Here is a 13494-nt window from a genome sequence, read left to right as displayed (position 1 = left end):
CGGGTATGTCTGAAGTCGCTGGAGTTCTGCGGCAGGTCCGCTCTCTGGAGTCCGAGGGTGAGGTAGAAACTTCTCTCGGCGACATCTGGTTTACTGCCACGGCAGCGGACCTAACCAGGGATGGTCTCTTCGGGGTGATCGAAGCCGTCCACAGCCACCCCGATTGGTTCCGGGACTTCGAACTTCGATGTGACAGCCCAACGATCCGGCTCTTCGGGAAAAGCGGGACCGGCGTCGTAACCCACAGTGATGGGTTCGAAGAACTCGCAGACTTGGATCTATCCACCGACCATGACCGAGCGGAAGAGGGATTCAACAGATACCGCGACTCCGATATCGAGCAAGCAGCAGGATTCGTCCATACACTGGTCAATGACCTGCACACCGATGATGGCCACAGCGTCACGCTCACCGGCATCGTCGATAAACCAGCCATCGAAGCAGAGCTGGTTTCGACCTTTCCGAACGTCCTCCAGGACGAGATCGACGTGTTTCTCTGGCCAGACCCGTCAGCACTGGGTCGATGGGTAGAGAACCAGCCGATCAACGAGGTGGTAGATGCATTCTTCGCGTTCGAAAAACTGCCAGTATTCGTCTTTGAAAGCAGTGGACCCACCGTTCTTGACGCATCTGTGGTCACCACGTTAGCGGAGATAGACGAACTGGAGGGCGAGGAACTTGCTGATAGCCGTGACCGGTATCAGGAAGCTATGCAGCGTGCTCGGGCGGGAACCGTTTGGCACGACGACCTGTCCCCCGTTCCTCCTGCCGCGGTCATCCCGATCCGGGGCGTAATCCCCGGGTTCCGCCCTGTACTGGTATACAGTATCTTCGGAGTGTTTTCCTCGGCCGTCGAATCCTTGAACGGGCTGATAGAATTCACCATCACCTCCGAGCCGACAACCTTTGCGAAACAGGTGAACCCGCACGAAGTAAGTCGTGAGTACGAATCAGCCGAGATCGATAGGCTCGTTTCTGCATATGATATATACGCAGAACACGAGGATAAAGCAGCGTTCCGGGACTTCTGGCGGCTCGCGATAGCCAACACCTGCGACGATCTGCTTGACTTGCCGGACCACGTTGAGGCGGTGCGAGACTATTACGAGGACCTCCAGGTCGATGCGATCGAGGAGAACTTCGACGATTTGAGCGACGCAGTCCAGCAGATTCATTCCTTCATGACCGGGCTGACCAGCCGCGTCTCCGATGCAGCCACACAGCTCTCTCGACAGATCCAAACGTTGTTGTTCACCCTCATCGGGACGATCATCGCGAATCTCTTTCTCGTACTCCGCTGGAACAACGTGACCTACGTCCCACCGTTCAGCCTGTTCATCGTCGCCGTACTGATCGGATTCTATTTCCCGTTAATTCAGGACCGCATCAAGGATCTGTCCGAACTGCGGCAGGAAGTCGAAAAGGACTATGAGATGTACGAAGCCGAAATCCGCCGGTTTAGCGAGCAAATATTCGATTTCGAGGAGTTAGAAGGACGGAAGAATTCCTACATCTGCATGGCCAAGAAGAAAGAGCGATGGGCGCAGGACAGGTTGGATTTGATATTCCGATTACTGATGGTTACGTGGGCCGGTTTAGCCATCTGGTCCCTCGTTGGCTACGCGGTTGTCAGTATGCAGGCTGCAGTAGGCGTAGCGTCTCTAATCGGATTAATCGGCATCCAGCGGTATCACTCCAGAAAAGACTATTTCGACCACCGGTACATGGTTGGGTGTGTAGTCGCCGGGGGCGGTGTTCTCGTTATCCGGCTCCTGATTGAAGCTTCGACCGTTGGCTGGCCGCTTTAGACCTGTTCCGGGAACCACAGCTGGAGTTCTTCCTCGGCGTCGCCTGGCTCCGACGCATGTACCAGGTTGCGTAACGCTCGGTCTTCCTGGTCGGTGGCTTCGTAGGAATCGTCACCCAGGTCGCCGCGGATCGTGCCCTCGTCCGCGGGCTGGCTCTGTCTCCCCAGCCACACTACGTAGCCGTGACGCGGAGTTCTCGCCGGACACGATGGCGGCGTGTACCCGGCTTTCCGCGATGTATCCCACGAGCGACTGGTAGAAATCCTCCTCCTGATGCTCCTCGTAGTGCTTCTCGACCAGTGCTCGGCTCGGGGTCGTCGTCCGCAGCTGCTCGATGGAGAGGCCGGCCTCTTCCACTCTGTGCAGAACCTCCCCGGTAAGATCGCGCTCCACGGCGTCCGGCTTCACCAGCAGTAACGCCCGGTCGGACATATCTACGGTACGTATTCCAGAACCCAGAAATTTCCATCTACCCGGGATTCCCACCACCATCCAAAATACGTGGCAAGCTACGGTCATCTGGGGTGGAGTGGACCTATTCTGGCAACAAACGATTGGTACAGAATAGAAGCTTAGCACCCCGACAGGCCTTTAGTAGTCACTCCAATATCACCGTTCGATGAAAGAGCAGGTTGAAAATGCTATTCGCGATATTGACGCTGATGACTGGGAGCAACTCTGCTCTGACATTCTTCGAGCCGATGGCCACGATGTGAAGCCCACAGCGACGGGGAGCGGAGGAGACGGCGGCAAAGATGCCTTAATTTCGCGCGGTGGGCGTGACGGGATTGCTCATTACACCACGCGGAAGAAGTCGCGCACTAAGTCCAAGCTAAAAAAAGACGCAGACAAGGCTGCAGCCCACGACCGGGACTACGATGTCTTCGTCTTTATGACCAATCAAAAAATCGGTGGAGCGGTTGTTGATGACTTAGTTGACGACCACCGCGAGGAATATGGTTGGGAACTCAAGATCTGGCACCGCGAAACCGTCCGAAACTTCCTCATGGGCAGTGAACCAGAACTCGCAGCCTCCCATCTCGGTGTTGATCCACGGGCCTCTTATCTCGACGGGAAGCAGCAGATCGACGACTATCACGAGGACTGCATCCAGAATATCGCCACTCGCGACCAGCTCGACATCCCGCTCGCCGATGGACCGGTTCTCACCCTGCACTTGCTCCCGAACGGCCACGATACAGTCCGCTACGTTGACACCCCTTCAGAGTTGCCGCTGCCACCAATATACGGTAAGGACAAAGGGGTAGATCAGGTTCAGATTGGTGATGCCGTCTACTCTGTAAGTGACAGGCTCTCATACATGGGGGACACCTCCCAAGAGCAGCCGGGCTACACGCGGCTCGACGAGCATGGCCGGTTCGAAGCAGCAGGGACCTCCCCCTTTATGCAGGATTCACGGACCGGCGAGGTCGTGCTCTCCGGCGAGCACATGGAGGTTGATCTCGCCCGTACCCTCAAAGGTGCGCTCCGCTGTCTAAAGACGCTGGAGGTCAGCCCACCGGTCTATCTCTACGTGACGGTCCAGGACGTGAAGGATGTCCAGCTGCAGAGTTCCAAAGGGAACAGCCCGATGGGCGGCGGTGGATTCGGAACGGACAGCTACGCGCCGCCAGCCGTCGAGGTATCCAGCTTCGACAATTCTGCGCCAGAACTGCTTCGGGAGCCGGTGAACCGGATTTGGACGAAAGCCCGGTGGAACAACGGGTCCCCGTTCTACAATGATGATGGGTGGACTCCGCCGCGCGGCGTCTAAACCGGCTCGTACGCCTATTCCACAGCTAGTTCAGCGCGTATCAAACAGAACGAACATTTTGCACTAGCCAATGATACTGTCTCTACTAGCGTCATCGGAGAAGCCAGTACTAGCCGGAGGATGGAATGATCATCATACCGTACTAGCCGGAAGAAAACATCTGTTGCAGCGAGGCTCGCACTTACAATCCCGAAGAATGCATCCCTAACCGAAACGATGGGATTGGACCAGATTGTAGGACCGGATCGGCACGAACAGTTCGTCGATGCCATCACCGACCAACCTGTCGATTACGACGATGTCCGTTCGCGTGCGAACACCTACGCTGTCGGTGACGATTGCCGGGTTTGGTACCACCACGCCGGCGAGGGTTTTGCGGGCGTGTTGAAGCAGACACGAAATGACCTCGTCTCGGCGGATGACCGACAACTCATTCACCTGTTCGTCCTCGAGACGAAGGACGCCTTCGAGACCTTTGTCGAGACCCACGAGGACGACCTCGCCGCAGCGGCCACCCGGATTACCTGGTACGCGCTGCCGGACGACGCCCTAGACCAGTACGCGACTGCCGGGTCACCGAACAAATTCAACGTCAACGAGGGCAACTTCGAGGAGATGGCGGCCTACAGGCATGACGGTCGCGGCGTGCTTGGGTAAATCACGCCATCCAATCGAGGGCGAAGTCGACGCTGCTCAGTCCGCCGCAAGGAAGTCCGTGACCTGCGCGATGTCGACGAGGTCGTCGAGGCGGTCCCCCCGTATCTGGGCGTTCGTCAGGTCGGGGATGTTGTGAAGGCTTTCCGGCAGGATGTCTCGGTCGAACTGAGCGATGCTGCGGTCGTGGCGTAGCCAGCTGACGCGGCGGGCGTAGATGTGGTGTTCATCTTCTTCCCTCACGGGGTGGTCTTCGTCGAGCTCCCAGTCGCCAGTGACAACGCAGGCACCGAACGTATCTTCGGGAAGGTTGACGAGGACCGGCGTTCCTTCCGTCATGTCGTTACAGAACCGGAGTAGGACGCCGGCCACCTGTCCGGCGCGACGCGTCTCTGGGTTCCCCTCGTCGTCGGTGAAGCTGCTCTCGATCAGGATGTTGCGGACGGCGTCGCGGTTGAGGGTTCCGTCGTCGTTGCGGAACTCTGGTTCAGTGAGTGTGCGGCCAGTGTTCTCCTTGATTCCCCAGTCGGAGATGGTGATGGTGCTCGTGTCGGCCCAGGCTTCCCGGACGGCGTCCCGGTCCAGGGATGGATGGCCGCTGTTCATCCAATACAGGCCGTGGCGTGCGATCCGGTCGTGGAGCCCTTCCCAGCTAAGTTCTACCGGCATATACGGCTAGAACACCCCGTATCCCATAAAAATATGGTATATCCTGAACCCTATTTCCGAATTATCTACGACTTCAGCACGTTATAAGGTGTTTTGAGTAGTTAAAAAATTGAGAACACCTTAGAACGGACTTTAGACCCTTCTACCGCAAGAATTAATATTAAAGGGATAGTTAGGGCAGAACGCGATGTCCGTCGAACACCCCGCCGTCGCCGGCAGCACGGAACCGATGATCGTCACCAGCCGAGCGAACCCCGGCGTTTCGGATACGGTTATCGACGAATTGTTGAATGACGGGATCGGCCCCCTAGACTACGGAACAGACGAATCGCTCGACAGCGAGGAGATCGACGCCTCGAACCGGTCAGGTCGCGGAGCCATCAACAACCTCGTGGATCTGTCCTCGCGTGGCGGGTACGGCGTCCTTCACAAGAAAAAACTGGACCGCGTTCTCCTCGGCCACATCCTCGTCCCGGCCGTACGGTTCGTCCCCATCGAACAGACCAATCAGGACGACATCACGCTGAAATGCTTCCAGTTCGACCGTTTCGCTGAGATCACCGGGATGGAGGACACCTTCCCCGAGGTCTTCGAACTCTTGGACTTCCCCCGCAACCAGCACGTGCTGGGCGAAGTCCAAGACGACCGAGCGCGGGAGGTAATCCTGAACGCGTTCGTCCAATGCGAGCTTGAGGGAATGCTTGCACAACCGGAACTGTAATGTCGGGAACGCGCCCACATCCATTTTGGCGTGAAACGACACGCTGATTCGCGCACCGATTCCCCCTGGTTTTACTGATAAATGTTGGACCCGTACCCGAGGTTGTGGCTGCGCGCGCAGCGACCGCAGGGAGCGAGCACGGAGCGGTGGGTGGGGCGGCGGGGCTTGGGCCGGTCTGGCACTCACCAGAAAAAGGAGGGGCGTTGCCCCTACTCTTCCCACCAGCGGTCGTCGCGCTCTGGGAAGACAATCATACTGTCGTAGGTCACGGCCAAGGAACAGCGCCCCTGATGCCAATTCTTCTTGACTGCACGCATCCGCACTTTCTCTCCTTCACGGACAATCCGAGGATCGGACTTCACCCAGCTGGTGAACTTCGTGCGCCCGGTTTCGTCTGCGATGAGGCCGACTTGTTCGATCTTTGGGGAGCTGGGCTCCCAAAGTTCGATCACGGTCCCCTCGATGCTCACCTCGTCGGTCTGCACGTCCGGGACGTCCTCGATCGGGCAGATCGCGCCGGGGGCCGCCTTCAGTTCGTCCATCGTCGCGAACACCGCTTCGGTGATGTCCTGACCCCGTGCGACCCGTCTTGCAAGCACCCGGGAGACGGCCGCCCGACTGTGGTCCGTCCGAAGCCGCTGTGCGATCCGGTCTGCTTCCTGGTTCACCTTCGCCAGTTCCATCCGGGAGAGGCGCTCGCGCGGATCCGTTCGATCCGGGGTACGTTCCGCCCGCGTGCGCTGCCGCTGTTCGGTGACGACTTCGCGGGTTCGCTTCGCCCGGCCCTCTTGGGTGCCGAGTTCCGCCTGGGCGCTGATGTGCTCCAGTTCGGCCTCCCGGGCGCGAATCTTCTCTTCCTGCGCGAGGGGCAGGTGCGAGAAGTCCTGGACGATGCCGTCGGGGTGGTTGGAATCCACCTTCGCCTGCGTTTCTTGCTGGACCGTCGCCCGGAACTCCGGCCGGTCGTCGACGACCTCGAAGCCGTCCTCGTCGACGCCCGCGTCTTCGGTTCGTTCGAATGCCTGTTCATCGACCGTAACGACCTTGCGACTCGAGTTCTTACTAGACATTGGATCTCACTGATCCGAAGGCGCTCGCGCGCCGCCACCGCGATGCTACTACATCGCGGTTTTCCGACGACGTCGACGACCGATAGCACCGACTGCGCGCTCTCGCTCGCGCCTTCGCGAGCGCCCTCCCGGGCGCGAGCGAGAGCGCGCCTGCATGAGGTGGCCCCAACCAGCACCGCGCGCCGACCCGCCCGGAGCGAGCAGCCAGCGGAGTATGCCCGCTCGTGTCCGGCCCGGACTGCGGGTCCGTGTCCAGCGCGACTGTCGCCGAGAACGCGCGCCGCGGTGTGGCGCGCGACAGCGCAGGCGGCACAAAGCGCTGGAACGCGAAAGCCCGCGAGGGGCGCAACCGACGGGGATACCCGCTGGCGTCGAGACCAGATTCATTTTAGCCCGGCAGCCCGCCCGCTACTGCAGGCAGGCAGCCCGGAATGGTCGGTCGCGAGCGACGCGGAGGGCGGAACGCGGCGAGCGGTGCGGGCCGTCACATACACACCTTGACCAGCCGGCCGCGACACTCGGCGATCCAGCTACTGCCCTGGCGGACTCAGAAAGGGCGAGGCCGCCTCGGTCGTCCCCCGACTCCGCAAGCACCGCAGGCACGAGGAGCGCAGCGGTGGTCGCGGGATGCCGAGCGGCCGAGGGCTTTCAGGGAGGGTCGTTGTGGGAGACTCCGATCGTGCTATTGGTCCGGTGCCCCGTTCGACTCGTCAAGAAGGACGTCAACGCCGTCGTGGGTGATGACGAGTTGGACCCCCTCAACGGTGAGCCGGATCTCGACATCGCCGGTCGAGGATGCAAGAAGCTGTTCGAGTGCGTCGACGTCGACGGCGTCGTGGAGCTGATACGAATCACCTGCCAACCCGTGGGCGTCCAGTATCTCGACGAGTTCAACGAGTAGATCGGGGGATGGATCTGAGCCTTTCGGAGTGGAGGGCGCCATTATAGTCTCGACGGGGACGTAGGGCGAAGAGGGGTTAAAAATGGGGGATAGAAGGCCCCTCATCGCGGGCTTTCAAACGGCCCCTCAGCTGTCGGCCTGTGCGTTCAGCTCCTCGAGGAACCAGCTGGCTGCCGTCCCGATCCGAACGCCGTCGATGTTACGCATCTCAAGACCGTTCGTGGCGGTCCGGAACGGCTCGTCGTCGACGAGGATGCAGTGGATGACGGTCCGGACCGACTCCGTTCCGTATCTGTCGACGAGAGCCGCGACTGCCGTATCGAAATGCGCATCCTCGTGCTCGGTTCGCGGGTTCTGCGCCCGATGGATCACGAGGTCGACCACATCGTCGACCGATGCGTGCTCGGGATTCCCGGTTTGCTCACGAACGTTATAGCAGGGCTCAGCATCAGGCATGTCGGGTCACTCCGTGGGGTCGTCCGTATCGGTCGTCGCCGGGTTCGTTGCTCGTTGCCGGCGGATCGCAGCCAGCGTCTCCTCGAGCGTATCCACACTCCCGATCGCCGCGAGCTCATCGGTAATCTCGTCGATGAACGCGGCTCGCTCGACGGCAGTCTCGTCGCCGGCGGTCGTGTCGATCGATGTGACGCGAAGCGCCCGCGTTTCGTGCCAGCCACAGTCCCAACAGTCTCGGGTCACTTCGATATGCTCGTCCTCTTCGGCTGCAAGGACGGCGTCGGACAACGACGTCGAAAGCGGCCGGTCCGGTCCGACCTTGAGGGTGACTGGGGACCCGCACGCGGGGCAGTCCATAGTCATCCCGAGGAGCGCCCGTCTGTTGAAGATAGCGGAGCGACCGGACAGCGACACAAACAGCGCTGTTGGGGCGTAGGATGGTGTAGCCACGGGCAGCTGTGGATCTACCGCCGTGGGGCCGTTCCACTCGTGTGGACGACCGCCAAGCACCTCAATTCGTGACGATGTGCGCGTCGAGGTCGCGCGTCCAGTACGTTGCCGGCCCGCCTGGACTACACCGTGCACAGACCTGTATCGGGCCTTCGAGATGGCCGAGTTCGATCCGAAACCGTGCAAGCGCTGCGAGCGCGTCGACGACGAGGCCACAGCTATCACAGGCGTAGTGATCACACTCGTCGGGATTTGCTGTCTCCTGAATCGCACAGTCGACACAAATCGGGTGGCTGACCCGCTCTTCTTTCCCCCACGTGTAGGAAATCCCGGTCTCTGTCCCGGGTGGCGCCTCACAGAAGGCACAGCCGGCCAGCGTCTGCTGCCTCATTCGTCCGCCTCGCCGGCGTCGTGGGCGGCCGTCCAGCCCGTGTGGAAGACGGCGAGCTGCTGCATCGATTCGAACGCTGTGTCGCTGGGCTCGTGAACGAGGAGCCGCTGGTCGACGATCGGTGTGACCGTTCCGGCATCGAGTAGCTTTCGAACCAGCTGTCGGGCAGTCTCGTCGTCGAGATCTGACGTCGATGGTGACCGCGCATCCCGATCCTGAGCGAGCAATTCCGCCTCAAACCGTTCGTGATCGTCTGCCGTATCGTCGTATCTATCCGGACCAGGCATATGAATCAGGGGCAGCACAGGAACCGCCCCGCACCCCATTCCGGGGCAGAAAAAACAGTCACCACAGTCATCAATTCTTAGGCACGATGTCGACCTGCTCCCTCACCCTCCACGCCCCAACGCCATCGTCTGGGTGGCAGCCTACTCTCGCTTGGCCTGCGGCCTGGCACCTCGGCCCAGGTGGCCGCGAACGCAACTTTGGGCGGCCACCCCCACCATATATCGGTTGATTTTCCTGCTGTCTAGTGGCTAAATTCTCCGTAAAATCGCAAGACGGTAGTACCTGACACAGGTTCGATCTGCTGACTGGAAACATACTGGTCTGCCAAGTGCTGTCTAGTGCTGCCGTCAGGTGGTTTCGTAGTGCAGAATGAGTCTGTCCCTTGGCTGGTGTCATGTGGATCTTGACTCTGGTGTCTGGGAACTCTGATCCCCATTAATCCTGACTTTCATTTTTCGCCAGAACTACCCCCCAGTTCCAAGCCTTCACGAGGGCAACTTCGAGCAATCTGGCAAAGGGCACCAGAAGTAGAAATACTGATGCCATGACTGTAATAATCCCCGATAGAAAAACCAAATCCGTAACTGTCACGCCTAGTGCTGAGTCTGTTGGGAGATAGGCCACGAGTACGGCGAAGAGACCGGTTATGAACCCCATCAAGACCAATACACCAAACAGTAACGTCGGCACGTAGGCCCCACCAAGCGATTCTAAAGTAAATAGAGGGCGCAGTTCGCTACCTGCCATCCAAAGCTGCTGCGGAACTAATTCTCGTAACCAATATCGAATCCCTCCGGCACCTCGACCGTCCCATTGAGCGTGTTTCTGTCCGTGCTTGTGACCACGAATCCATCTTCATAGAAGTCATCAATATGCCGACCAGCAACACTCGGGTCGATCTCGAACACCTCAGCGATCTCTTGCTTGGCGACCCACTGTGCTGGGCGTCGATATAGATATTCACCAATCGCTCGTTTTGTATCTTGATCAGCCCGGTCGTATTCGGTTTGAAACTCGTCTAATTGATCGCTCATGTGTTATGAACTTGGGCAGGGGGTTGTGCAGGCCACTATGCAAGGAACCTACCGTCGGAAACGTAAATATGCAGACCCCTCTGCAAATCATAATTCAGTTTAAACTTCCCCCATTTATATGTTTCTCCCACACTTCTCTTGCGATGTCGATGTTCAGGAACACGACTGCTTGGCCGACCGGCGTCAAAACACTCGAGGCTATGTGGAGGGAACTATGAGAACCCGAACGGTCAATTATTTCTTGGGCAGTCTATTCAGCCGACAGGCACTCTACGCATATGGGATTGCTGGTGGCATCACAACAGCCGGCCAGCTTCTTCTCGTCTGGTTGGATGTCTTCAGTAGTGTACCTCAGCGAACGGAGATGCTTCCGGTCGTCGTAGAAGTCTATATTGAAACACTTCTACCGTTGTGGATTCCACCAATTACAGGATGGAACGTTCTAATTTTCCTAATAAACATCGTCCTCGGTTTGTGGATTCTTGCCTCTTGGACGGTTAATTATGGGAGGTCGTTCTAGTGTGATTGCAACGATATCGACAACCGGGGTGGACGAGTCGAACCCAGATGGATGGCCTCCTACAGGCTATAGTCCACCGAAAATCTACACGAGTGACGAGCGCTGGGGGCTCGGCATCGCTATTCTACTTATTCCGCCTGTAGTGGCTCTAATCAAACAACCGTTGGATTCGGGAACGATGGTGCTAACAGGTTGGGCGGAGGCTCTCGGACAGAGCGGACTGTCGAACCATCCGTTCGCGTATATCGCGCTAGTACTGTGCGGATTGTGTGGCTGGATAATCGCCTCATCTATTGCGATTATCGCAATTCATGAGGGGATTCATTACGTGACTGGCTACTTCCGTGGTCTCAATCCTTCATTCGAATGGACATCGTTCTACGGTGTTCCTAGCCCGAGTGTCGTTGCCTACACTCAAGGCATCCAGCGCTGGGAAAATATCCTCATGTTGGCCGCTCCTTTCGTCTGTCTAAGCCTGATCTGTGGTGGCTTGATGTGGATGACGGACGGTCTCATATCGGCAACTGCAGCCATTATGTTCGCGGTCAACGCTGTCCCCTCAGGTATGGACCTCTACAATGTTGGACGGCTTATTAACCTCCCACGAGGAACAGTGTTCGCGAACTTCGATACTGAAGACGGACTCCGGACCGAATACACGGTTCGCGCATCATGCAAATAGTGCTCTTTCTCTTCTACCGGTCAAATGAAACAAGCTGTCTCACCTTGTCAATGGATGATTTTTCATCGATTTCATCCGTTTTTCTCTCTTCGCTTCCCTCCTGCTCGAATTCGCGTTCTTCGAGAGCAGCCTCCAATCGGTCACGCTCGGAGCGGACGGTCGCGAGCTCCGTTCGGAGCTGGTCAACCTCCGCTTCCAGATCCTCGATTCGCTCCGATCTCTCCTCCAGTTCAGACTCGAGACGCTCGACCTTCGCTGTCAACAGCCGGTTCTTTTCGCGAAGATGAGCCCGGTCCAGGTCACCGGGTCGCTCGTCGCTCGGAGGAGATTCGGCGGGTGACTTCGATTCATCGTCAGCTGTGTCCTCCTCGGGAGTGACTGGCTCTCGGCCGTGGTTCAGGCCCGCTTCTTCGATGGCTTCCAGCGTTTCGTTGTAGGTTTCGTACCCGGGGAATCCCTCGTAGGTCCCATCCTCTCCCTCGCGATCGACGAACGCGTCTTCGGGACAAATATCGAGTGCGACAGCCGCTTTCCGAACGGCCCAGAAGGGCATCTGGTCGTAGGTCCCACCGTCGACGCGGTCTGCCCCGGCCTCTGGAACCCACACTGGAATGTCGAAGCCGGCGCTCCGCAGTTCGTCGACGGCAACCCAATAGTCCTCCCCGTCAAGGTCTGTATCGGCGTCGGAGAGAATCCCCGTCGCGAGCGCTATCAGTTTCGCCGGCCCGCCACCGGCGTTCACCTTCGAATCGCCGAAGGTGTTGGCCTGCTCGTCGACGAAACAGGACTGCCCGCTCTCGCTGTGACGCCAGCACGGGTCGAACTGGGGACGTGGCTGGTTCGGATCCGTATCGTAGGCATCGCTCGCGTAGTGGCGGGCGATCTCGGTGATATCGACGTTCTCAACGGCCTCGTAGACGTCCTCTTTGAACGGCGTAATAGGTCGGCCTTCGAGGGCACCGTCGAGTTCTGCCAGGCGCTCTTCGCGTCGTTGGAGCGCTGCCTCACGCTGTCGCTGTCGCTCCCGTTCCCGCTCGCGCTCCGCCTCGACCCACGCCTCAAGCGTTGCCCGCCACCCGTCGTGGTCCTCGTACAGATCCGGCCAGAGCGTCGCGATCAGTGAGTCGACGCAGTCCGTGTGCTCAACCCGTGTGAACTCGTCGGCCCAGCTGACCGCCTGCTCGATGAGTGCATCGTCGACGGCCTCGAACGGACGGAGTTCGTAGCGGACGTCGTCGGTCGCGAGGGGCGTGACGACGGCATCATGATCGGCGTGAACCGACAGCGGCGGCTTGTACTGCCGATTCTTGTTGTTCACCCAGTCGGGCTGAATTACGTCGCCGGCGCCGTCGACGCCCTCGTTCACGCGGGCTTCTCCCTCCTGGAGCCACGCGTTCGAGCGGTCGAGGAACTCATCAAACACCCGTTCGAGCGCATCCGGATCGTCGCTGAAGTGGTCCGCAATCGGGAGCGTGGCCTCTGGGGCCCCGAAGACGTACGCACCCCCGACGGAGTCCAACGCATACACCGCGTCCCGCGTGCCGTAGAGCGTCGCATACTCCTCGATGTAGGCGTCGAGCGTACGCTCGACGAGCGACTGCGTCTCGGCATCGAGGTCGCCACGGTGCGGTTTGATGTCGTCGGCGAGGTCGATGTCGCCCCAGGCGGGGACCGCCCGGAGGTCGGCATACCCAGGGGTGGGAGGCTCATCCTGCCAGACGGTCGTCCCCTCAGACTCGTCGTAGCGACAGGGTTCCCACCGCTGGAAGGCGGTTGGTGTCTTGTAGGTGGTGACCGCATAGAGGGTCCGTTCGAGGCGGTTGTGAATCTCGCCGTAGTCACTATCCAGGCGGGCAACCCGCCCGCGCTGCGGATACCCGGCCTTGATCGCCTCGACGTCGTCGTGGTCGCGCTTGATGTACCACCCGACAAAGTCGTTCAGTCCAATCGTAGGATAGTCTTTGACGGTCGCCAGCGCCTCGTAGACGGGCTTGGCGCGACGGTAGTGATTGTGGATGGCTGATTCGGAGAGCGTCATCTCGTGTGCTCCTGCACCTTCTGAGTGGGAGTGAAACG

General features: G+C 59.2%; 16 protein-coding genes. 5 read left to right on the top strand and 11 right to left on the bottom strand.

The window, feature by feature from the left end:
• Positions 1 to 5: 5 nt before the first annotated feature.
• Positions 6 to 1808, top strand: coding sequence for a hypothetical protein (locus RJT50_RS17350; RefSeq protein WP_313696075.1), 1803 nt, complete (start codon positions 6 to 8; stop codon positions 1806 to 1808).
• A gap of 111 nt (positions 1809 to 1919) precedes the next feature.
• Here RJT50_RS17350 and RJT50_RS17345 read toward each other — a convergent pair whose 3' ends face one another.
• Positions 1920 to 2240, bottom strand: coding sequence for a nucleoside-diphosphate kinase (locus tag RJT50_RS17345; protein ID WP_313696074.1), 321 nt, complete (start codon positions 2238 to 2240; stop codon positions 1920 to 1922).
• Positions 2241 to 2427: 187 nt separating this feature from the next.
• Between RJT50_RS17345 and RJT50_RS17340 the strand changes: the two genes are divergently transcribed.
• Positions 2428 to 3582, top strand: a complete 1155-nt coding sequence (locus tag RJT50_RS17340) for a restriction endonuclease (protein WP_313696073.1) — start codon at positions 2428 to 2430, stop codon at positions 3580 to 3582.
• Between the two features lie 216 nt (positions 3583 to 3798).
• Positions 3799 to 4239, top strand: a complete 441-nt coding sequence (locus RJT50_RS17335) for a hypothetical protein (RefSeq protein ID WP_313696072.1) — start codon at positions 3799 to 3801, stop codon at positions 4237 to 4239.
• 36 nt (positions 4240 to 4275) lie between these two features.
• On the opposite strand, the gene RJT50_RS17330 is transcribed toward RJT50_RS17335, so the two are convergent.
• Positions 4276 to 4905 (bottom strand): hypothetical protein, encoded by a 630-nt coding sequence (locus RJT50_RS17330; RefSeq protein WP_313696071.1) that lies wholly within the window; start codon positions 4903 to 4905, stop codon positions 4276 to 4278.
• Positions 4906 to 5092: 187 nt separating this feature from the next.
• Here RJT50_RS17330 and RJT50_RS17325 point away from each other — a divergent pair, with 187 nt between their 5' ends.
• On the top strand, positions 5093 to 5626 hold the full coding sequence (locus RJT50_RS17325) for a hypothetical protein (protein WP_313696145.1): 534 nt from the start codon (positions 5093 to 5095) through the stop codon (positions 5624 to 5626).
• A gap of 209 nt (positions 5627 to 5835) precedes the next feature.
• On the opposite strand, the gene RJT50_RS17320 is transcribed toward RJT50_RS17325, so the two are convergent.
• From RJT50_RS17320 to RJT50_RS17285, 8 genes are all read right to left on the bottom strand, one after another.
• Positions 5836 to 6696 carry a DNA-binding protein gene (locus tag RJT50_RS17320; protein ID WP_313696144.1) on the bottom strand — a complete coding sequence of 287 codons (861 nt, stop codon included), beginning with the start codon at positions 6694 to 6696 and terminating at the stop codon, positions 5836 to 5838.
• Positions 6697 to 7378: 682 nt separating this feature from the next.
• A complete protein-coding gene (locus RJT50_RS17315) occupies positions 7379 to 7639 on the bottom strand; it encodes a HalOD1 output domain-containing protein (protein WP_313696143.1) in 261 nt (86 codons plus the stop codon).
• An 84-nt stretch (positions 7640 to 7723) separates the two neighbouring features.
• Positions 7724 to 8053 (bottom strand): DUF8158 family protein, encoded by a 330-nt coding sequence (locus RJT50_RS17310; RefSeq protein ID WP_313696142.1) that lies wholly within the window; start codon positions 8051 to 8053, stop codon positions 7724 to 7726.
• A 6-nt stretch (positions 8054 to 8059) separates the two neighbouring features.
• Complete coding sequence (locus RJT50_RS17305) at positions 8060 to 8410, bottom strand: DUF8105 family protein (RefSeq protein ID WP_313696141.1); 351 nt, start codon at positions 8408 to 8410, stop codon at positions 8060 to 8062.
• Positions 8411 to 8564: 154 nt separating this feature from the next.
• Positions 8565 to 8894, bottom strand: coding sequence for a DUF7558 family protein (locus RJT50_RS17300; protein WP_313696140.1), 330 nt, complete (start codon positions 8892 to 8894; stop codon positions 8565 to 8567).
• Positions 8891 to 9181, bottom strand: a complete 291-nt coding sequence (locus RJT50_RS17295) for a DUF8069 family protein (protein WP_313696148.1) — start codon at positions 9179 to 9181, stop codon at positions 8891 to 8893. The genes RJT50_RS17300 and RJT50_RS17295 overlap by 4 nt, the downstream gene beginning before the upstream one ends.
• A gap of 436 nt (positions 9182 to 9617) precedes the next feature.
• Positions 9618 to 9929 (bottom strand): hypothetical protein, encoded by a 312-nt coding sequence (locus RJT50_RS17290; protein WP_313696139.1) that lies wholly within the window; start codon positions 9927 to 9929, stop codon positions 9618 to 9620.
• Positions 9930 to 9946: 17 nt separating this feature from the next.
• Positions 9947 to 10216, bottom strand: a complete 270-nt coding sequence (locus tag RJT50_RS17285; protein ID WP_313696138.1) for a hypothetical protein — start codon at positions 10214 to 10216, stop codon at positions 9947 to 9949.
• Between the two features lie 521 nt (positions 10217 to 10737).
• On the opposite strand from RJT50_RS17285, the gene RJT50_RS17280 reads away from it, so the two are divergent.
• Positions 10738 to 11418: a DUF3267 domain-containing protein gene (locus RJT50_RS17280; protein WP_313696137.1), complete on the top strand. Its 681-nt coding sequence runs from the start codon at positions 10738 to 10740 to the stop codon at positions 11416 to 11418.
• Between the two features lie 13 nt (positions 11419 to 11431).
• On the opposite strand, the gene RJT50_RS17275 is transcribed toward RJT50_RS17280, so the two are convergent.
• The gene (locus RJT50_RS17275; RefSeq protein ID WP_313696136.1) at positions 11432 to 13456 is read right to left on the bottom strand and encodes a hypothetical protein; all 2025 of its coding nucleotides are present in this window, start codon (positions 13454 to 13456) and stop codon (positions 11432 to 11434) included.
• Positions 13457 to 13494 lie beyond the last annotated feature (38 nt).

Source organism: Halobaculum sp. XH14 (assembly GCF_032116555.1).
Taxonomy (GTDB): Archaea; Halobacteriota; Halobacteria; order Halobacteriales; family Haloferacaceae; genus Halorarum; species Halorarum halobium.
This window is presented reverse-complemented; position numbering and strand designations above follow the sequence as displayed.

Coding starts and splice junctions, on each gene's coding strand:
- RJT50_RS17330 (WP_313696071.1), bottom strand. CDS start 4,905: ATGCCGGTAGAACTTAGCTGGGAAGGGCTCCACGACCGGATCGCACGC.
- RJT50_RS17315 (WP_313696143.1), bottom strand. CDS start 7,639: ATGGCGCCCTCCACTCCGAAAGGCTCAGATCCATCCCCCGATCTACTC.
- RJT50_RS17325 (WP_313696145.1), top strand. CDS start 5,093: ATGTCCGTCGAACACCCCGCCGTCGCCGGCAGCACGGAACCGATGATC.
- RJT50_RS17285 (WP_313696138.1), bottom strand. CDS start 10,216: ATGAGCGATCAATTAGACGAGTTTCAAACCGAATACGACCGGGCTGAT.
- RJT50_RS17350 (WP_313696075.1), top strand. CDS start 6: ATGTCTGAAGTCGCTGGAGTTCTGCGGCAGGTCCGCTCTCTGGAGTCC.
- RJT50_RS17290 (WP_313696139.1), bottom strand. CDS start 9,929: ATGGCAGGTAGCGAACTGCGCCCTCTATTTACTTTAGAATCGCTTGGT.
- RJT50_RS17335 (WP_313696072.1), top strand. CDS start 3,799: ATGGGATTGGACCAGATTGTAGGACCGGATCGGCACGAACAGTTCGTC.
- RJT50_RS17300 (WP_313696140.1), bottom strand. CDS start 8,894: ATGAGGCAGCAGACGCTGGCCGGCTGTGCCTTCTGTGAGGCGCCACCC.
- RJT50_RS17345 (WP_313696074.1), bottom strand. CDS start 2,240: ATGTCCGACCGGGCGTTACTGCTGGTGAAGCCGGACGCCGTGGAGCGC.
- RJT50_RS17295 (WP_313696148.1), bottom strand. CDS start 9,181: ATGCCTGGTCCGGATAGATACGACGATACGGCAGACGATCACGAACGG.
- RJT50_RS17340 (WP_313696073.1), top strand. CDS start 2,428: ATGAAAGAGCAGGTTGAAAATGCTATTCGCGATATTGACGCTGATGAC.
- RJT50_RS17320 (WP_313696144.1), bottom strand. CDS start 6,696: ATGTCTAGTAAGAACTCGAGTCGCAAGGTCGTTACGGTCGATGAACAG.
- RJT50_RS17310 (WP_313696142.1), bottom strand. CDS start 8,053: ATGCCTGATGCTGAGCCCTGCTATAACGTTCGTGAGCAAACCGGGAAT.
- RJT50_RS17275 (WP_313696136.1), bottom strand. CDS start 13,456: ATGACGCTCTCCGAATCAGCCATCCACAATCACTACCGTCGCGCCAAG.
- RJT50_RS17305 (WP_313696141.1), bottom strand. CDS start 8,410: ATGGACTGCCCCGCGTGCGGGTCCCCAGTCACCCTCAAGGTCGGACCG.